The organism is Vibrio sp. Isolate22, from assembly GCF_022398115.1.
GTDB lineage: Bacteria > Pseudomonadota > Gammaproteobacteria > Enterobacterales > Vibrionaceae > Vibrio.
The window spans coordinates 22408-40666 of the sequence record NZ_JAKEUW010000028.1; the positions used below are offsets into that span (position 1 = coordinate 22408).

The 18259-nt window shown below is 45.0% G+C and carries 19 protein-coding genes; 17 read left to right on the forward strand and 2 right to left on the reverse strand.

The genetic code is table 11. From position 1 onward, the window contains the following. Positions 1-4: 4 nt before the first annotated feature. Positions 5-451: a CBS domain-containing protein gene (locus tag L1D55_RS16080; RefSeq protein WP_004740350.1), complete on the reverse strand. Its 447-nt coding sequence runs from the start codon at positions 449-451 to the stop codon at positions 5-7. 258 nt (positions 452-709) lie between these two features. Between L1D55_RS16080 and queA the strand changes: the two genes are divergently transcribed. The 5 genes from queA (at position 710) to secF (ending at position 6360) form a co-directional block, all read left to right on the forward strand. Continuing rightward, a complete protein-coding gene (gene queA, locus L1D55_RS16085; RefSeq protein ID WP_239918116.1) occupies positions 710-1762 on the forward strand; it encodes a tRNA preQ1(34) S-adenosylmethionine ribosyltransferase-isomerase QueA in 1053 nt (350 codons plus the stop codon). Positions 1763-1943: 181 nt separating this feature from the next. Continuing rightward, positions 1944-3080, forward strand: coding sequence for a tRNA guanosine(34) transglycosylase Tgt (gene tgt, locus L1D55_RS16090; protein WP_004740348.1), 1137 nt, complete (start codon positions 1944-1946; stop codon positions 3078-3080). A gap of 111 nt (positions 3081-3191) precedes the next feature. After that, a complete protein-coding gene (gene yajC, locus L1D55_RS16095; protein ID WP_004740347.1) occupies positions 3192-3521 on the forward strand; it encodes a preprotein translocase subunit YajC in 330 nt (109 codons plus the stop codon). Between the two features lie 20 nt (positions 3522-3541). Beyond that, positions 3542-5398, forward strand: coding sequence for a protein translocase subunit SecD (secD, locus tag L1D55_RS16100; protein ID WP_004740346.1), 1857 nt, complete (start codon positions 3542-3544; stop codon positions 5396-5398). Between the two features lie 14 nt (positions 5399-5412). Next, complete coding sequence (gene secF / locus L1D55_RS16105; protein ID WP_004740345.1) at positions 5413-6360, forward strand: protein translocase subunit SecF; 948 nt, start codon at positions 5413-5415, stop codon at positions 6358-6360. 259 nt (positions 6361-6619) lie between these two features. Here the strand turns inward: secF and suhB are convergent, their stop codons facing one another. Continuing rightward, positions 6620-7423: an inositol-1-monophosphatase gene (gene suhB, locus L1D55_RS16110; RefSeq protein WP_008222742.1), complete on the reverse strand. Its 804-nt coding sequence runs from the start codon at positions 7421-7423 to the stop codon at positions 6620-6622. Positions 7424-7604: 181 nt separating this feature from the next. Between suhB and trmJ the strand changes: the two genes are divergently transcribed. The 12 genes from trmJ (at position 7605) to L1D55_RS16170 (ending at position 17825) form a co-directional block, all read left to right on the forward strand. Continuing rightward, entirely contained in the window at positions 7605-8333 is a 729-nt protein-coding gene (trmJ, locus tag L1D55_RS16115) for a tRNA (cytosine(32)/uridine(32)-2'-O)-methyltransferase TrmJ (RefSeq protein WP_171367578.1), read from the forward strand. 117 nt (positions 8334-8450) lie between these two features. Further along, the gene (gene iscR, locus L1D55_RS16120; protein ID WP_239918117.1) at positions 8451-8972 is read left to right on the forward strand and encodes a Fe-S cluster assembly transcriptional regulator IscR; all 522 of its coding nucleotides are present in this window, start codon (positions 8451-8453) and stop codon (positions 8970-8972) included. Between the two features lie 27 nt (positions 8973-8999). Continuing rightward, positions 9000-10214 carry an IscS subfamily cysteine desulfurase gene (locus tag L1D55_RS16125; protein ID WP_239918118.1) on the forward strand — a complete coding sequence of 405 codons (1215 nt, stop codon included), beginning with the start codon at positions 9000-9002 and terminating at the stop codon, positions 10212-10214. Positions 10215-10247: 33 nt separating this feature from the next. Continuing rightward, the gene (gene iscU / locus L1D55_RS16130; RefSeq protein WP_004740340.1) at positions 10248-10625 is read left to right on the forward strand and encodes a Fe-S cluster assembly scaffold IscU; all 378 of its coding nucleotides are present in this window, start codon (positions 10248-10250) and stop codon (positions 10623-10625) included. 97 nt (positions 10626-10722) lie between these two features. Next, complete coding sequence (iscA, locus tag L1D55_RS16135) at positions 10723-11046, forward strand: iron-sulfur cluster assembly protein IscA (RefSeq protein ID WP_061033300.1); 324 nt, start codon at positions 10723-10725, stop codon at positions 11044-11046. Positions 11047-11130: 84 nt separating this feature from the next. Further along, positions 11131-11646: a co-chaperone HscB gene (gene hscB / locus L1D55_RS16140; RefSeq protein ID WP_239918119.1), complete on the forward strand. Its 516-nt coding sequence runs from the start codon at positions 11131-11133 to the stop codon at positions 11644-11646. A 22-nt stretch (positions 11647-11668) separates the two neighbouring features. Continuing rightward, positions 11669-13519, forward strand: coding sequence for a Fe-S protein assembly chaperone HscA (hscA, locus tag L1D55_RS16145; protein ID WP_239918120.1), 1851 nt, complete (start codon positions 11669-11671; stop codon positions 13517-13519). Between the two features lie 20 nt (positions 13520-13539). Then, positions 13540-13878, forward strand: coding sequence for an ISC system 2Fe-2S type ferredoxin (fdx, locus tag L1D55_RS16150; RefSeq protein WP_004740336.1), 339 nt, complete (start codon positions 13540-13542; stop codon positions 13876-13878). Between the two features lie 118 nt (positions 13879-13996). Next, on the forward strand, positions 13997-14197 hold the full coding sequence (iscX, locus tag L1D55_RS16155; protein WP_004740335.1) for a Fe-S cluster assembly protein IscX: 201 nt from the start codon (positions 13997-13999) through the stop codon (positions 14195-14197). 206 nt (positions 14198-14403) lie between these two features. Further along, entirely contained in the window at positions 14404-15699 is a 1296-nt protein-coding gene (pepB, locus tag L1D55_RS16160) for an aminopeptidase PepB (RefSeq protein ID WP_239918121.1), read from the forward strand. 106 nt (positions 15700-15805) lie between these two features. Then, a complete protein-coding gene (ndk, locus tag L1D55_RS16165; protein WP_239918122.1) occupies positions 15806-16240 on the forward strand; it encodes a nucleoside-diphosphate kinase in 435 nt (144 codons plus the stop codon). A 442-nt stretch (positions 16241-16682) separates the two neighbouring features. Then, the gene (locus L1D55_RS16170; protein WP_004740331.1) at positions 16683-17825 is read left to right on the forward strand and encodes a bifunctional tRNA (adenosine(37)-C2)-methyltransferase TrmG/ribosomal RNA large subunit methyltransferase RlmN; all 1143 of its coding nucleotides are present in this window, start codon (positions 16683-16685) and stop codon (positions 17823-17825) included. Positions 17826-18259: the final 434 nt, after the last annotated feature.

The window sequence follows — 18259 nt, forward strand, 5'->3', positions numbered from 1 at the left end:
ACGGTTAATCCACTTCAGCTTCTTCTGGCTCTACTTCTTCTTGTAGTTCAAGCAAGTTAATCGCGATGGTGACGAAGTCACTGTCGGTGATGATGCCAACCAGTTCGCCGTGGCTGACCACTGGTAAGCAGCCCACTTTGTGTTTTTGCATGTAAATAGCAGACTCTTTTAACCCAGCTCGAGGCTCTACTGACATAACGTTCTTGTGCATGATGTCATTTAGGGGAGTAGACAGGGTAAAAGATTGAGCTGGCGGAATGTTTTGTAGGCTAGATTCTTGGGCGGCGAGAACGTCTCGTTGGGTGACTACGCCCAGTAATTTTCTGTCGGCATCTACAACTGGGATATGGCGGATATCAAGCGCTTCCATGGTGTGCTTAGCATCGGCCAGTGAGTGTGAGCGCAATAAAGTATGAGGGTTGCGAGTCATCATATCTTCGACCTTGATCATACGAACCTCCTTATTATTTATTTGTTGTTCTCACTATAGTTTTTTATCCAAAAAATAACTGAGAGCTGGCGCATTTTTGGGTGAGTTTTACACAACTATTTCATTTCACTCGCTCGCGGATTAAGTCGCATAATTTTACGCCTCTTTACAATAATCCATTGCTGTAAACCTTGCTATTGCGGCTCGTGTGCCTATACTAGCCCACTGCGAAATTTTTAGTCGCGTCTACTCATTCATCAACCAAACAAGACCAGAAAAATGCAAGTTTCAGATTTTCACTTTGACCTACCAGATGAACTCATTGCTCGCTACCCTCAAGAAGAGCGTACAGCAAGCCGTCTGCTTAAATTAGATGGCAATGACGGCAACCTAACTGATGGTTCGTTCAAGGACGTTTTAGATTTGGTGGAACCAGGCGATCTGGTTGTTTTCAATAACACGCGCGTTATCCCTGCTCGTGTATTTGGTCACAAAGCTTCAGGCGGTAAGCTTGAAGTGTTGGTTGAGCGTATGCTGGATGAGAAAAGCATTCTGGCTCATGTTCGTTGTTCTAAATCACCAAAGCCGGGTACTAAGCTGTTTCTTGGTGAGAATGATGAGTACGAAGCAGAAATGGTAGCGCGTCATGATGCGTTATTTGAAATCCATTTCACATCCGATCAAAGCGTTCTAGAAATTCTGAACAGTGTTGGTCACATGCCACTGCCTCCTTATATTGATCGTCCAGATGAAGACGCAGACAAAGAGCGTTACCAGACGGTCTATAATGAAAAGCCAGGTGCAGTAGCAGCACCAACAGCTGGTCTTCACTTTGACGATAAGTTAATGGCAGACATGGAAGCTAAAGGCGTTGAGTTTGCATATGTAACGCTGCATGTCGGCGCGGGCACATTCCAGCCAGTAAAAGTAGACAACATCAACGATCATCACATGCATGCAGAGTACGTTGAAGTACCGCAAGAAGTGGTGGATGCGGTTGCGGCAACTAAAGCTCGTGGCGGACGTATTATCGCAGTGGGTACAACATCGGTTCGTTCTTTAGAAAGTGCAGCACAAGACGCTCTGAAAAACGGTACAGAGTTAGTGCCGTTCTTTGGTGATACAGAAATCTTTATTTTCCCTGGTTACGAATACCAGTTGGTTGATTGTCTTATCACTAACTTCCACCTACCTGAATCGACACTGATCATGTTGGTGAGTGCGTTTGCAGGTTACGACAACGTGATGGGTGCATACGATCACGCAGTGAAGAGCGAATACCGCTTCTTTAGCTATGGTGATGCGATGTTCATCAACAAGAAAACCAGCTAATTTAAGCTGGTTATAAGCGATATAAATAAGAATTTACGGGTGCTAGCAGTAAGCTAGGAGTCGGGCAGGGTCTCTGTCTAATCTCTCGCAAGGAATACGCGACCGCTCCTCATAGAGTATTAAGGTTAACTTAAGCTCTGAATTAACAGTCAGATTGTTTCTCTGGCATATTGGAGGCTTCGTGAAATTAAAATACGAACTTAAAAAAACAAACGCTGGTGCGCGTCGTGGTCAACTTCAGTTTGAACGCGGTACCGTTGAAACACCAGCATTCATGCCTGTAGGTACTTACGGTACTGTAAAAGGTATGACTCCTGAAGAAGTAAAAGACACAGGTGCTGAAATCCTACTAGGTAACACGTTCCACCTATGGCTACGTCCTGGTCAAGAAATCATGAAGATGCACGGTGACTTGCACGATTTCATGAACTGGCAAGGTCCTATCCTGACCGATTCAGGCGGCTTCCAAGTATTCAGCTTAGGTGCGATGCGTAAAATCACTGAAGAGGGTGTACATTTCCGTAACCCTGTAAACGGTGACAAGATCTTCATGGACGCTGAGAAGTCTATGGAAATCCAAAAAGACCTAGGTTCAGACATCGTAATGATCTTCGATGAGTGTACGCCTTACCCTGCGACACACAAAGAAGCGAAAGACTCAATGGAGATGTCTCTTCGTTGGGCTGAGCGTTCTCGTAACCACTTCGACAAACTTGAAAACCCGAACTCACTATTCGGTATCGTTCAAGGTGGTGTATATGAAGACCTACGTGATGTATCTGTTAAAGGCCTAACTGAAATTGGTTTCGACGGTTACGCAGTTGGCGGCCTAGCAGTAGGCGAACCAAAAGAAGACATGCACCGCATTCTTGAGCACACATGTCCTCAACTGCCTGAAGATAAGCCACGTTACCTAATGGGCGTAGGCAAACCGGAAGACCTAGTTGAAGGTGTTCGTCGTGGTATCGACATGTTTGACTGTGTAATGCCAACGCGAAATGCACGTAACGGCCACCTGTTTGTGACTGAAGGTGTGATCAAGATCCGTAATGCGAAGCATAAAACTGATACAACACCACTAGATTCAGAGTGTGACTGTTACACTTGTAAGAACTACAGCAAGTCGTACTTACACCATTTGGATCGTTGTAACGAAATCCTAGGTGCTCGACTGAACACGATTCATAACCTGCGTTTCTACCAACGAGTAATGTCTGACATTCGTCAGTCTATCGATGAAGACCGCTTTGAAGAGTTCGTTGCAGAGTTTTACGCAAGAATGGGGCGTGAAGTGCCGCCACTAGGTAAAGAATCTTAGTATTTCTTTTTTGCGAGCCCTGTCTCTCTTCGGAGGGATGGGGCTTGAAAATAAAGGGATACAACCCAATTAGACAAACAATTACGAAAATATAAATAGAGGATGTTTTAAATGTTTATTTCTCAAGCTCACGCAGCAGCAGAAGGTGCACCAGCAGGCGGCGGTTTCGAAATGCTAATCATGCTAGGTATGTTCGCTGTGATCTTCTACTTCATGATCTACCGTCCACAAGCTAAGCGCGTTAAAGAGCACAAGAACCTAATGGCTTCTATGGGCAAAGGCGACGAAGTTCTTACTAGCGGTGGTCTGATCGGTAAAATCACTAAGATTGCAGAAGACAACGACTACGTTGCTATCGAACTGAACGCAAACAACGAAGTAGTTATCAAGAAAGACTTCGTTACAGCAGTGCTACCAAAAGGTACTCTGAAATCTCTATAAACAGCTAGAGGATCCTCGCTGTGCTAAACCGTTATCCGTTATGGAAGTACCTGATGGTGGTGTTTACCATTGCCATCGCTGCGTTGTACGCACTTCCAAATATATACGGTGAAGATCCGGCAGTTCAAGTTACAGGGGCGCGTGGCGCCTCTGTAGATATGTCTACGCTGGATGCTGTCACCAATGCTCTTGAAGCAGAAAACCTTTCAACTAAATCCGTTGCTCTCGAAAACGGTTCCATTCTTGTTCGCTTTAACGACACAGACTCTCAAATTAGTGCTCGTGATGTTATCACTGAAGCATTAGACGAAGACGTTATCGTTGCATTAAACCTAGCGGCTTCAACACCGGATTGGCTTGAATCTATTGGTGCTGCACCAATGAAGCTTGGTCTTGACCTACGTGGTGGTGTTCACTTCTTAATGGAAGTGGATATGGACGCTGCAATGGAAAAGCTAGTTGGCCAACAAGAAGAAGCGTTCCGTAGTGAACTTCGTGAAGAGAAGATCCGTTACCGTGCTATTCGTCCATCGGGCAAAGATGCGGTAGAAGTGATCTTACGTAATGAAGAGCAGCTTGCTGAAGCGAAATCGCTACTGCAATCTAAGCACCAAGACATGACATTCGTAGACTCTGACTCGAATGGTCGTTTTTCTTTGATTGCTAACTTCACTGAAGCTCGTCTTCAAGAAATCCGCAACTACGCGGTAGAGCAAAACATTACCATTCTACGTAATCGTGTGAACGAACTTGGTGTTGCTGAGCCTTTGGTTCAACGTCAAGGCGCTAGCCGTATCGTAGTGGAATTGCCAGGTGTTCAAGACACGGCGCGTGCTAAAGAAATCCTTGGTGCGACAGCAACGCTTGAATTCCGTGAAGTTGATAGCAGTGCTGACTTAGCTGCTGCCGCTTCTGGTCGTGCTCCTGCGGGTAGCGAAATCAAGCAAGACCGTGACGGTCGCCCTGTGGTACTTAAGAAGCGCGTTATCCTAGGTGGTTCTAGCATTACAGATGCGAGCTCAAGTGTTGATGAATATGGTCGTCCTCAAGTTAACATCTCGCTAGACAGCGAAGGTGGTAGCAAGATGTCTGCGTTCTCTCGTCAAAATATCGGTAAGCTAATGGCAACCGTATTTGCAGAGTACAAAGACAGCGGTCGTAAGACACCTGAAGGTAAAGTGATTCTTACTAAGCATGAAGAAGTGATTAACCAAGCGACGATTCAATCTGCTCTTGGCCGTAACTTCCGTATTACTGGTATCGACTCTACAGCTGAAGCTCATAACTTGGCACTTCTACTTCGTGCTGGTGCTCTGATTGCTCCTATCTCGATTGTTGAAGAACGTACGATTGGTCCATCTATGGGTCAACAAAACATCGATATGGGTATCATGGCGATGGTTTGGGGTATGGCTGCCGTAATGCTATTTACGCTGCTTTACTACCGTAGCTTTGGCCTTATCGCGAACGTTGCGCTAATGGCGAACTTGGTATTGATTATTGGTGTGATGTCGATGATCCCAGGTGCAACCATGACGCTACCAGGTATTGCTGGTATCGTATTAACGGTCGGTATGGCAGTCGATGCCAACGTACTGATCTTTGAACGTATACGTGAAGAGCTTCGAGAGGGACGCAGTCCACAGCAAGCTATCCACCAAGGTTACGCGAACGCATTCAGCACAATCGCCGATGCGAACATCACAACTTTATTAACTGCAATTATTCTATTTGCGGTTGGTACTGGTGCGATTAAAGGCTTCGCGGTAACGCTGTCTATCGGTATCCTGACTTCTATGTTTACAGCTATTGTCGGCACACGTTGTATCGTGAACCTGATGTATGGCGGCAAACGCGTTAAGAAACTGTCGATCTAAGGCTAGGAATTAATATGTTTCAGATTCTAAAAGCAGATAAAATGATCGACTTTATGCGTTGGTCAAAGGTTGCCTTTGTTCTTTCTATCTTGATGATTGGTACGGCTATCTTCACTCTTGCAACGAAATCGTTGAACTGGGGTTTGGATTTCACAGGCGGTACTCTGATTGAAGTTGGTTTTGAGCAACCAGCACACCTTCCTGATATCCGTAGTGCACTTGAAGCTGAAGGCTTTGGTGATGCAACGGTACAGAACTTCGGTTCAGCTCGTGATGTAATGGTTCGTCTACGTCCTCGTGACGGTGTTGCAGGCGAGACACTTGGTAACCAAATCCTTTCAGCTATCGAGAAAGGCACTGGCGAACAAGTTGAAATGCGTCGTATCGAGTTCGTTGGCCCTAACGTAGGTGATGAGCTAACAGAAGCGGGTGGCCTTGCTATCCTAGTTTCTCTTATCTGTATCTTGATCTACGTATCAGTACGATTCGAATGGCGTTTAGCAGCAGGTGCGGTACTTGCACTGGCGCACGACGTTATCATCACGCTGGGTGTATTCTCTCTTATGCAAATTGAGGTCGACCTGACCATCGTAGCAGCCTTGCTAACGGTAGTCGGTTACTCCCTCAACGATACCATTGTTGTATTCGACCGTATTCGTGAGAACTTCCGTAAGATGCGTAAAGGCGAAGCACCTGAAGTACTGAACAGCTCAATCACACAAACATTGAGCCGTACGTTGATCACTTCTGGTACAACCTTGTTCGTAGTTATCGCACTGTTTGTTCAGGGCGGCGCTATGATTCACGGTTTCGCGACTGCACTTCTACTGGGTATTACGGTTGGTACTTATTCTTCTATCTACGTTGCATCTGCACTGGCTATGAAGTTGGGTATTACGCGTGAACACCTAATGCCACCACAAGTGGAAAAAGAAGGTGAAGAGTTTGACGAAATGCCATAAGCCTTGGCTTAACAAGTTTCGTTAAACCAACAAAACCGCTATGTAACTAGCGGTTTTTTTATGTCTGCATTTTGTAGGAAAACTCAATACAAATTACGTTCGAGGTGAGTAGCACTTAATGTCATGAGCGCTATTCTGCTCGCATCTCGCATCTCGCATCTCGCATCCCTGAACCGCAGATACAAAAAAGCCCCGCATGTGCGAGGCTTTGAATTTTTTAGAGCTCTATTAAATAGAGACTATCAACGTAAGGCCTGAATTACTTCAGCATACCTTCGTTTGCGTTCTCACGAACGTGCTTAAGAATAGACTTAACACCACGTGCGCTTGAAGCTACAACGTTACCAGACTTCATGTAGTCAGTACCGCCAGCGAAGTCAGTTAGGATTGCACCAGCTTCACGTGCGATTAGATCGCCAGCTGCTAGGTCCCAAGGTTTTAGGTCTAGTTCTAGGTAACCGTCAACACGACCAGCTGCTAGGTAACATAGGTCAAGTGCTGGAGAACCAGTACGACGGAAATCAGAACAGTCGATGAATAGACCAGAGATGATCTTCATGAAAGACTCAGAGTGTTGCTTAGCTTTGAATGGGAAACCAGTTGCTAGAACAGTACCTTGAAGGTCTTTAAGTTGAGTAACACGCATACGAGCGTTGTTTAGTTGAGCACCAGCGCCACGTTGAGCTGTGAATAGCTCGTTTAGCATTGGGTCGTAAACACAAGCAACTTCTGTACGACCGTTCATGCGAACAGCGATAGATACAGAGAAATGAGGGAAACCTTTTACAAAGTTGTTGGTGCCATCTAGTGGGTCAACGATCCATTGTACGTCAGAGTCTTTACCTTCGATTAGGCCTTTCTCTTCAGAAATAATGCTGTGCTCTGGGTAAGATGCTTTGATTGTCTCAATGATCATGTACTCAGCTTCTTGAGCAATGTTAGTAACGTAATCGTTGTTACCTTTTAGAGACGTTTCGATCTTATCAGTTGTTTCTAGAGATTTAGCAATATGGTTGCCAGCTTTACGCGCAGCGCGTATCGCAATGTTTAGCATTGGATGCATATGGTTTTTCCCACAAGATGTTAAAGAACAATTTAAAGCGGCGGCGAGTATACCAAAGTTTTCTCAAAAGGGAAGTGGTTATTTTTTGAACTCTTAGATTCACATTACACGAAGGGTCTGACCATTTTACTTTGCGATGTGTTAATATCTCGCGATTATTTTTAAAGTGGTGTCATATAGCATGTTAGACAATGTAAAAGTCGTTCTGGTTGGTACGTCTCATTCGGGAAATATCGGATCAGCAGCTCGCGCAATGAAGGTGATGGGTTTAAGTCAGTTAGTTCTTGTAGACCCTCAGTGTGAAGTTGACGAGCAGACCTTAGCACTGGCTGCAGGCGCTGGTGACATCGCTGAAAACGCAGTGATTGTTTCTACATTAGACGAAGCCGTAAAAGACTGCGGTTTGGTTGTCGGTTCAAGTGCTCGTTCACGCACCCTTGAGTGGCCAATGCTAGAGCCTCGCGAGTGTGGTGAAAAGTTTGCAGTTGAAGGCCAAAAGCACCCAGTAGCGTTAGTATTCGGTCGTGAACGCACAGGCCTAACGAATGAAGAACTGCAAAAGTGTCACTACCACGTATGTATTCCTGCAAACCCTGAATACAGCTCGCTAAACCTAGCGATGGCCGTTCAGACACTGAGCTACGAAGTACGTGTTGCGCACCTTGATATGGTGGCTAGCCAATACAAGCCACAGCCTCAAGATGAGTACCCTCGTCACGACGAACTAGAAATGTTCTATGAACACCTTGAAAAAGTCATCATCGATACCCAATTTATCTCTAAGGATAAACCAGGGCAGGTGATGAATAAGTTACGTCGCCTGTTCAGTCGTGCGCGTCCAGAACTTCAAGAGATCAATACGCTTCGTGGTATTTTGACTTCTATAGAGAAGAGCAAAAATAGCCAGTAAAAGCCATACTCACTGTAAGGATGAATACCTGACTAAAATAGTCAGGTAAAATACTTGACCAATTTAGTCAGGTATGGGAAGATTCCAACCACATAAACAATGTGGATACGGTGTGATATGAAACTTACATCTAAAGGAAGATATGCGGTAACGGCTATGCTAGATGTAGCACTGCATTCGCAAAAAAGCCCAGTTCCTCTGGCTGACATCTCAGAGCGACAAGGCATCTCGTTATCTTACTTAGAGCAACTTTTTTCTAAGTTACGTAAAGCTGGCTTAGTTGCTAGTGTTCGTGGCCCAGGTGGTGGTTACCGTCTTGGTGCTGAAGCGGGCGAAATCGCTGTCGGAACTGTGATTGCAGCAGTTGACGAATCAGTAGATGCAACTAAGTGTCACGGTCGAGCAGATTGCCAAGGTGGCAGTCGTTGTTTAACTCACACTCTTTGGCGTGATTTAAGCTCCCGAATTAGCAGCTTCTTAAACGACATCACTCTTGGTGAGTTGATGAAAGATAACGAAGTTTTAGAGATTTCTGATCGCCAAGATATTGATCTTGCGGTTAATAATAGTTTTGCACATAAAAATACGAGCACTACAACGATTAGTGCAGCACCTCACGGTGTTAATGTCCGCTCATAGCGGTCAGTTTTTACATTGGAGTAGAAAATGAAACTGCCTATTTACTTTGACTATTCAGCTACATGCCCAGTCGATCCACGAGTTGCTGAGAAAATGGTTCAGTGCATGACGATGGACGGTAACTTCGGTAACCCTGCATCTCGTTCACACCGTTACGGCTGGCAGGCAGAAGAAGCAGTAGATAATGCTCGTGAGCAAATTGCTGACCTACTAAATGCAGACCCACGTGAAATTGTTTTCACTTCTGGTGCTACAGAGTCAGATAACCTTGCTATTAAAGGTGCTGCGCACTTTTACGAGAAGAAAGGTAAGCACGTAATCACGTGCAAAACAGAACACAAAGCGGTTCTTGATCCATGTCGCCAACTAGAGCGTGAAGGTTTTGAGGTAACTTACCTAGAGCCAGAAGCAAACGGCATCATCGATCTAGACAAGCTACAAGCTGCAATGCGTGAAGATACAGTTCTTGTTTCTATCATGCACGTAAACAACGAAATCGGCGTTATCCAAGATATCAATGCAATCGGCGAACTATGTCGTTCTCGCAAGATCATCTTCCACGTTGATGCAGCTCAGTCTGCGGGCAAAATCCCACTAGACGTCAAAGAGACTAAAGTTGACCTAATCTCACTTTCAGCTCACAAAATGTACGGCCCTAAAGGTATCGGTGCACTTTACGTTCGTCGTAAGCCGCGTATCCGTCTTGAAGCGCAGATGCACGGTGGTGGTCACGAGCGTGGTTTCCGTTCTGGTACGCTTGCTACTCACCAAATCGTAGGTATGGGCGAAGCATGTGCTATCGCTAAGCAAGACATGCAGAAAGATTTCGATCACGCACTAGCACTTCGTGAGCGTCTATTAAAAGGTATTCAGGATCTAGAAGCGGTAACAGTAAACGGTGACTTAGACCAACGTGTACCACACAACCTAAACGTTAGCTTTGCTTTCGTTGAAGGTGAGTCTCTGCTTATGTCTCTAAAAGACCTAGCGGTATCATCGGGTTCAGCATGTACATCAGCAAGCCTAGAGCCATCGTACGTTCTGCGTGCTCTTGGTCTAAACGATGAACTGGCACACAGCTCAGTACGTTTCTCATTCGGCCGTTTTACAACGGAAGAAGAAATCGACCACGCGATTGCACAAATTCGTGTAGCGGTAAACAAATTACGCGACATGTCTCCTCTATGGGATATGTATAAAGAAGGGATTGATCTGGACACTGTTGAGTGGGCACATCACTAATCTCACGGATATAGAGGATTCGAGGTAACTATCATGGCATATAGCGAAAAAGTAATTGATCACTACGAAAACCCACGTAACGTAGGTTCGTTTGATAAAGAAGATCCAAGTGTAGGTAGCGGCATGGTTGGCGCACCAGCTTGTGGTGACGTAATGAAACTGCAAATCAAGGTAACACCAGAAGGTATTATCGAAGACGCAAAATTCAAAACTTACGGTTGTGGTAGCGCAATCGCTTCTAGCTCTCTGGTAACAGAGTGGGTTAAAGGTAAAAGTATTGATGAAGCGGCTGCTATCAAAAACTCTGAAATCGCAGAAGAGCTTGAGTTGCCACCAGTGAAGGTTCACTGTTCAATTCTTGCTGAAGATGCAATCAAAGCAGCAGTTGCGGATTACAAAAAGAAGCGTTAATCGTCTCCTTAAGTAATCCTCCAAAATAAGTAATATTTGGGAGCATCCTTTGTGCTCCCCCTGAGTTCTCAATTTATATAAAACACAAGGTTGTAGTATGGCCATCACCATGACAGAGACGGCGGCAAGTCGAGTTCAAGCTTTCCTAGATAACCGAGGCAAAGGTATCGGGTTACGCTTAGCGGTTAAAACCACTGGCTGTTCGGGCATGGCGTATGTACTAGAGTTCGTTGACGAGCTTAACGAAGAAGACCAAGTGTTTGAGCATTCAGGTGTGAAGGTCATCATTGATCCAAAGAGCCTAGTTTACCTAGACGGTACTGAGCTTGATTACGTAAAAGAAGGCCTAAACGAAGGTTTTGAATTCAACAACCCTAACGCGAAAGGCGAGTGTGGTTGTGGTGAGAGCTTCAACGTATAAGCGATTGAATCGTTAAACGTTTATAGTGAGCGAAGAATAAAATTAGGCTCTGATTTAAGAGCCTAAACTTAGGACCACCGTTACATGAATCATTTCGAATTATTTGGGCTACCACTTCAGTTCCAGCTGGATGGTAGCCTTCTTTCTTCTCAGTTTAGAGATCTGCAACGCCAATTCCATCCTGATAACTTTGCTACAGCTTCTGAGCGAGACCGCTTACTAGCAGTGCAAAAAGCCGCGCAAATTAACGACGCGTATCAGGTGCTGAAGAATCCAATTAGTCGTGCAGAATACCTGTTAGTTCAACATGGTGAAGATATCCGTGGTGAACAACAGACCATGCAAGATCCAATGTTCCTTATGGAGCAAATGGAACTGCGTGAAGAGCTTGAAGATATCGCCGACAGTTCTGAGCCGGAAGATGCATTGTTTGCATTTGAAGGAAAGGTTAGCAAAATGTATAAACAACAATTAAGCGCTATCCAGCAAGAACTCGACAGCGAAGCTTGGCTAGAAGCTGCAGACCGAGTAAGAAAGCTAAAGTTTATTGCAAAATTAAAGAATGAAATCGAGCTAGTTGAAGATCGTTTGATCGGCTAGTTGGTACAACAAGGACACATCCATGGCACTACTTCAGATTGCAGAACCAGGGCAAAGCGCCGCTCCTCACCAGCACAAGCTTGCTGTGGGTATTGATTTAGGTACAACAAATTCATTGGTTGCGTCCGTGCGCAGTGGTGAGGCGAGCACGCTCGTTGATCAAGATGGTCGTAGCATTCTGCCTTCCGTTGTTCATTATCAGTCAGACTCACACACGACTGGTGATGAAGCTCGTGCAAATGCACAGACTGATCCTAAAAATACCATTATCTCAGTTAAGCGATTAATTGGTCGTTCATTGGCTGATATTCAGCAACGATACCCATCTCTGCCATATCAGTTTGAAGAAAGTGATAATGGTTTACCAGTGATCCGTACAGAACAAGGCAACAAGAACCCGATTCAAGTATCTGCTGATATTCTGAAAGCGCTAGGTCAACGTGCTGAGTCTACATTAGGCGGTGAGCTATCTGGTGCGGTGATTACCGTTCCTGCATATTTCGATGATGCACAACGTGCTGGTACTAAAGACGCGGCACAGCTGGCTGGTCTTCATGTGTTACGTCTTCTAAATGAACCAACGGCGGCAGCGATTGCTTACGGTTTGGATTCAGGCAAAGAAGGGGTGATCGCGGTTTACGACTTAGGCGGCGGTACGTTTGATATCTCCATTTTACGCTTGTCTAAAGGTGTCTTTGAAGTTCTGGCTACTGGCGGTGATTCAGCATTGGGCGGTGATGATTTTGACCATCTTGTCGCTGATCATTTCCAAGAGCAAATGGGATTATCGGAGCTAACTGCTGAGCAAAACCGTGCACTTCTAGATGCAGCAACGGAAGCTAAAATTGGTTTGTCTGAATCAGAAAGCGTTGATGTTGAAGTATTAGGTTGGTCTGGTTCATTAACTCGCGAAGAGTTTGAAGAGATCATCAAGCCTCTAGTTAAGAAAACTCTACTTTCATGTCGTCGTGCTCTAAAAGATGCAGAAGTTGATTCGGATGAAGTGCTAGAAGTGGTCATGGTTGGTGGTTCAACTCGTACACTACTAGTACGTGAAATGGTGGGTGACTTCTTTGGTCGTACGCCATTAACCAGCATTAACCCTGATGAAGTAGTTGCGATTGGTGCGTCAATTCAAGCGGATATTCTAGTAGGTAACAAACCTGATTCAGAAATGTTGCTACTGGACGTAATCCCACTTTCACTAGGTATCGAAACCATGGGTGGCCTAGTAGAAAAGATCATTCCGCGTAACACCACGATTCCTGTGGCTCGCGCACAAGAATTTACTACGTTCAAAGACGGTCAAACTGCAATGACAGTACACACCGTTCAAGGTGAACGTGAAATGGTTGATGACTGTCGTTCACTGGCTCGTTTTGCTCTGAAAGGCATTCCACCAATGGCTGCTGGCGCGGCGCATATTCGTGTGACTTACCAAGTGGATGCTGATGGCCTGCTATCGGTTACGGCTATGGAGAAGAGCACCGGTGTTCAAGCTGAAATCCAAGTGAAGCCTTCTTACGGCCTGAGCGATGATGAAGTTGCTAACATGCTGAAAGACTCTATGACGTTTGCTAAAGAAGATATGCAAGCGCGTGCCCTTGCTGAACAACGTGTAGAAGCAGACCGTGTTATTGAAGGTCTGATTGCAGCAATGCAAGCTGATGGCGATGAGCTGCTTAACGAGCAAGAAAAACAGCAGCTTCTTCAGGCGATCGAAATCCTGATTGAAGCACGCAACGGCGGGAATGCCGATGCTATTGAACAAGAAATTAAGAATACCGACAAAGCGAGCCAAGACTTTGCTTCACGTCGTATGGATAAATCAATTCGTGCTGCACTGTCAGGTCAGTCAGTCGATAATATTTAATAGTTAGAGAATAGATAAACATGCCAAAGATTATTGTTTTACCTCACGAAGATCTATGTCCAGAAGGCGCTGTTTTAGAAGCAAAAACTGGTGAAACGGTTCTTGATGTTGCACTAAAGGCCGGTATTGGTATTGAGCACGCATGTGAAAAATCGTGTGCATGTACAACATGTCACGTAGTGATCCGTGAAGGTTTCGATTCTTTAGAAGAGAGTGATGACCTAGAAGACGATATGCTTGATAAAGCATGGGGCTTAGAGATGGAATCTCGCCTAGGTTGCCAAGCGAAAGTCGCTGACGAAGACCTTGTTGTTGAAATTCCTAAGTACACGTTGAACTTAGCGTCTGAAGACCATTAAGAACTTCTCTGCAGTCATGGTGTTTGTCGCCATGACTGAGATAACGGTTTAACAAAACTGGCCTAGAATATAGATCATAAAAGTGACTAAGTGTCTCTGATAAATATAAGGAAGTGTTATGAGCTTGAAGTGGATTGATTCTCGCGATATCGCAATTGAGCTATGTGATTTGTACCCTGATACTGATCCTAAAACGGTACGTTTTACCGATCTGCACCAGTGGGTATTAGACCTTGAAGAGTTTGACGACGAGCCTAACCACTCGAACGAAAAGATCTTAGAGGCTATTATTTTGTGCTGGATGGATGAGATGGATTAATCATCACATCGATGATTTGGCTATGGAGTGAAATTACCCCCATATAAAACGCAGCCAAGTTAACAATTCTTACTAAAAAAAGCGGACCTTATGGTCCGTTTTTTTATCAAAATGACATTTTACTTCTACATAATGCTAACATCAGTGCGCTAATAAAAAATAATCAGGATCACTCGAGTAAGGTGGTTCTCAGGCAAGGAGAAATCATGTCTACACAGATGTCAGTATTTTTAAGTCAAGAAGCTGCCCAGCCTCAGTGGGGAGCAAAAGCTATCTTATCGTTCTCGGAAGTAGGAGCGACAATTCACATTGGTGAAGGCCACGATCTTGGTGCCGTTCAACGCGCAGGTCGCACACTTGACGGACAAGGTATTTCATTCGTTTCGCTAAGTGGTGAAGGTTGGGACCTAGAAAGCGTATGGGCTTTCAATCAAGGTTACCGTGGACCAAAGAAAAAGAATACATTGGAGTGGGACGCACTGCCAGAAGCAGACCAAGCTGAACTAGAAGCGCGTATCCGTGCTACAGATTGGACGCGTGACATTATCAATAAGACGGCTGAAGAAGTCGCACCTCGTCAACTGGCAACAATGGCTGCCGAATACATCAAGTCAGTTGCGCCAGAAGGCACAGTTAAAGCAAAAATCGTTAAAGACAAAGACCTACTAACTGAAGGTTGGGAAGGCATCTATGCGGTGGGCCGCGGCTCTGAGCGTACTTCAGCAATGCTTCAATTGGATTTCAATCCAACAGGCGACGAAAACGCACCTGTATTTGCCTGTCTAGTTGGTAAAGGTATTACTTTCGACTCAGGCGGTTACAGCATTAAACCAGGTCAATTCATGACTGCAATGAAAGCGGACATGGGGGGCGCAGCGACTATCACTGGTGGTTTAGGTTTTGCGATCGAGCGTGGCCTGAACAAGCGCATCAAGCTTATTCTATGTTGTGCTGAGAACATGATCTCTGGTCGTGCATTGAAGCTTGGCGATATCATCACGTACAAGAATGGTAAGACAGTTGAGATCATGAACACCGATGCGGAAGGTCGTTTAGTTCTAGCTGATGGCCTGATGTACGCAAGTGAGCAAAATCCTGAGCTTATCATCGACTGTGCAACGCTAACGGGCGCTGCGAAGAATGCTTTAGGTAATGACTACCACGCGCTAATGAGCTTTGATGACGAGCTGGCTCACCAAGCACTAACCGCGGCTAACCAAGAGAAAGAAGGCCTGTGGCCACTGCCTCTTGCGGATTTCCACCGTGGCATGCTGCCTTCAAACTTTGCTGACCTTTCGAACATCAGCACGGGTGATTACACTCCTGGTGCAAGTACAGCTGCTGCGTTCCTGTCTTACTTCGTAGATGACTACAAAAAAGGCTGGATGCACATGGATTGTGCGGGTACTTACCGTAAATCTCCAAGCGATAAATGGGCGGCAGGTGCAACGGGCATGGGTGTTCGCACACTGGCTCGCATTCTTATCGATCAAGCAAAATAATAATAACGGTGAGCGGTGTTTCGATACCGCTCATCGATTACTTTAGATCGAATGATCTTAGTAATTTCAGTATTTAATAACAAAAAAATGAAGTGAAGGAATCCCTATGGCTCTAGAAAGAACGTTCTCAATTGTTAAGCCGGATGCAGTTAAGCGTAACCTTATAGGTGAAATCTACCACCGCATCGAAAAAGCAGGCCTAGAAATTATCGCTGCTAAGATGGTTCATCTGACTGAAGAGCAAGCGAGCGGCTTCTACGCGGAACACGAAGGCAAAGAATTCTTTGGTCCACTAAAAGAGTTCATGACTTCTGGTCCTATCATGGTTCAAGTGCTAGAAGGCGAAAACGCAATCGCTCGTTACCGTGAACTTATGGGTAAAACAAACCCAGAAGAAGCGGCGTGCGGTACTATCCGCGCTGATTACGCAATCAGCATGCGTTACAACTCAGTACACGGCAGCGACAGCCCAGAGTCAGCTGCTCGTGAAATCGAGTTCTTCTTCCCAGAATCTGAGATTTGCCCACGTCCAGCTCAATAAGTGACACAGCAAATGACTCTAAAGGCTTCACTTCGATGAGGCCTTTTTTGTATGTAGATTTTACGTTAGAGGTCGCTTACTTGGTCGTCATTCCCGATAGCGACGGAGGAGCGTAGTCGGGAATCTCTGTCTTCTGTTGGAGATTCCAGATATCTCGTCCCTCGATTCTGGAATGACGAGGTTGGAGGAACTGGTGACCAGACGACTATGAATGGGAAGTTACTGAGTGAGTTTTTACGTCATTCCCGAAAGCGACGAAGGAGTGTAGTCGGGAATCTTGTTCTTATTTCCTGAATTGTAAGTAATGAAAGGTGATTGTGTAAATTTTAATCACTTAAGTTTGAATGTCTTAGTAAACTCAGGGTTTTACAGCCCTTGTTGAACATGCGTAAAGGCTGTACAATTCGCGCCCTTAATTATTGTTCCGTCATTGAGAGGCATCATGACCACAGCTAAAGTCAATCTACTCGATTTTGATCGTAAAGGTCTTCGTAAATTTTTCACAGAAGAATTGAATGAGAAAGCTTTTCGCGCAGATCAAGTGATGAAGTGGATGTATCACTTCGGTGTCGATGACTTCGAAAACATGAACAACATCAACAAAAAGCTGCGTGAAAAACTTCAACGCCGCTGTGAAATTGTTGCACCTGTTGTTTCTGAAGCTCAACACTCTTCAGACGGCACAATTAAGTGGGCGATGAGCGTTGGCGACCAAGACGTTGAGACGGTATACATCCCAGACGGTGACCGTGCGACGCTATGTGTATCTTCACAGGTTGGCTGTGCGTTAGAGTGTAAATTCTGCTCGACAGCTCAACAAGGTTTTAACCGTAACCTAAAAGTTTCAGAGATCGTGGGTCAAATCTGGCGTGCATCTCGTGAAATTGGTCTAGAGAAAGAGACAGGTCGTCGTCCAATTACTAACGTTGTAATGATGGGTATGGGCGAGCCGCTACTTAACATGAAAAACCTAATGCCATCCTTAGAGATCATGCTTGATGACCTAGGTTTCGCACTGTCTAAGCGTCGCGTAACAGTATCTACTTCAGGTGTTGTATCTGGCCTTGACCAAATGACAGACAACATCGACGTAGCACTAGCTATTTCTCTGCACGCGCCAAACGATGAACTTCGTAGCCAAATCATGCCTATCAACGACCGTTGGGATATCCAAGATTTCCTAGCATCTGTACGTCGCTACATTGCTTCTTCAAACGCTAACCGCGGTAAAGTAACGGTAGAGTACGTTCTATTGGATCATGTGAATGACGATATGGACCACGCACGTGAACTTGCTGAGCTGATGAAAGACACGCCATGTAAGATTAACCTGATTCCATTTAATCCTTACCCAGGTTCACCATACAAGAAGCCAAGCAACTCTCGTATTGACCGCTTCCAAAAAACGCTAATGGAATACGACTACACAGTAACGGTTCGTAAAACGCGTGGTGACGATATTGATGCAGCATGTGGCCAGTTGGTTGGTGATGTTATCGATAGAACTAAGCGTACTAAAATGCTTAAAGCGGCTTCAGAAGCTAACTTGGTTGCCGGTGGTGTGATTGAAGTAAAAGCGGTTTAAGGCGAGATTTGAATCTAAACAAGCCAGAAGTCTTACTTCTGGCTTGTTGCGTTTTTGGGACTTCGTTTTCTATTTTTTGGACTTCTTGCCCACGCTTTCTTACATTTTTCGTCAATTTTTGGACAAAAGCATGAGCTGACGGTAAATTTTGTTGAAAGTATTTTTGCCTTGTAATGGCATTAGCTTATGATTAACTAATCTTAAATTAATTTAAGTGCTCGCTTGTTACCGACCATCAATATGTCTATTTAGGTTGGCTACTTGATAAACTAGCTTCCTGAGAACGTCACTAATAATAAAATGCATGTCGTTCGTCTTTAAGGGTTGATGAGTTGGGTAACAGGACAAATTCCACATAAGTGGGTTGCTAGAATGAGCTTAAACGACAATAAAAAACGCTCTCGTCGACCTGCGATAATATTTTAGAAGTTCAC

Bases quoted from the DNA above. Each gene is read 5' to 3' on its own strand.
- L1D55_RS16080 (WP_004740350.1), bottom strand. From the start codon at position 451: ATGATCAAGGTCGAAGATATGATGACTCGCAACCCTCATACTTTATTG.
- queA (WP_239918116.1), top strand. From the start codon at position 710: ATGCAAGTTTCAGATTTTCACTTTGACCTACCAGATGAACTCATTGCT.
- yajC (WP_004740347.1), top strand. From the start codon at position 3,192: ATGTTTATTTCTCAAGCTCACGCAGCAGCAGAAGGTGCACCAGCAGGC.
- secF (WP_004740345.1), top strand. From the start codon at position 5,413: ATGTTTCAGATTCTAAAAGCAGATAAAATGATCGACTTTATGCGTTGG.
- suhB (WP_008222742.1), bottom strand. From the start codon at position 7,423: ATGCATCCAATGCTAAACATTGCGATACGCGCTGCGCGTAAAGCTGGC.
- trmJ (WP_171367578.1), top strand. From the start codon at position 7,605: ATGTTAGACAATGTAAAAGTCGTTCTGGTTGGTACGTCTCATTCGGGA.
- iscR (WP_239918117.1), top strand. From the start codon at position 8,451: ATGAAACTTACATCTAAAGGAAGATATGCGGTAACGGCTATGCTAGAT.
- L1D55_RS16125 (WP_239918118.1), top strand. From the start codon at position 9,000: ATGAAACTGCCTATTTACTTTGACTATTCAGCTACATGCCCAGTCGAT.
- iscU (WP_004740340.1), top strand. From the start codon at position 10,248: ATGGCATATAGCGAAAAAGTAATTGATCACTACGAAAACCCACGTAAC.
- iscA (WP_061033300.1), top strand. From the start codon at position 10,723: ATGGCCATCACCATGACAGAGACGGCGGCAAGTCGAGTTCAAGCTTTC.
- hscB (WP_239918119.1), top strand. From the start codon at position 11,131: ATGAATCATTTCGAATTATTTGGGCTACCACTTCAGTTCCAGCTGGAT.
- hscA (WP_239918120.1), top strand. From the start codon at position 11,669: ATGGCACTACTTCAGATTGCAGAACCAGGGCAAAGCGCCGCTCCTCAC.
- fdx (WP_004740336.1), top strand. From the start codon at position 13,540: ATGCCAAAGATTATTGTTTTACCTCACGAAGATCTATGTCCAGAAGGC.
- iscX (WP_004740335.1), top strand. From the start codon at position 13,997: ATGAGCTTGAAGTGGATTGATTCTCGCGATATCGCAATTGAGCTATGT.
- pepB (WP_239918121.1), top strand. From the start codon at position 14,404: ATGTCTACACAGATGTCAGTATTTTTAAGTCAAGAAGCTGCCCAGCCT.
- ndk (WP_239918122.1), top strand. From the start codon at position 15,806: ATGGCTCTAGAAAGAACGTTCTCAATTGTTAAGCCGGATGCAGTTAAG.
- L1D55_RS16170 (WP_004740331.1), top strand. From the start codon at position 16,683: ATGACCACAGCTAAAGTCAATCTACTCGATTTTGATCGTAAAGGTCTT.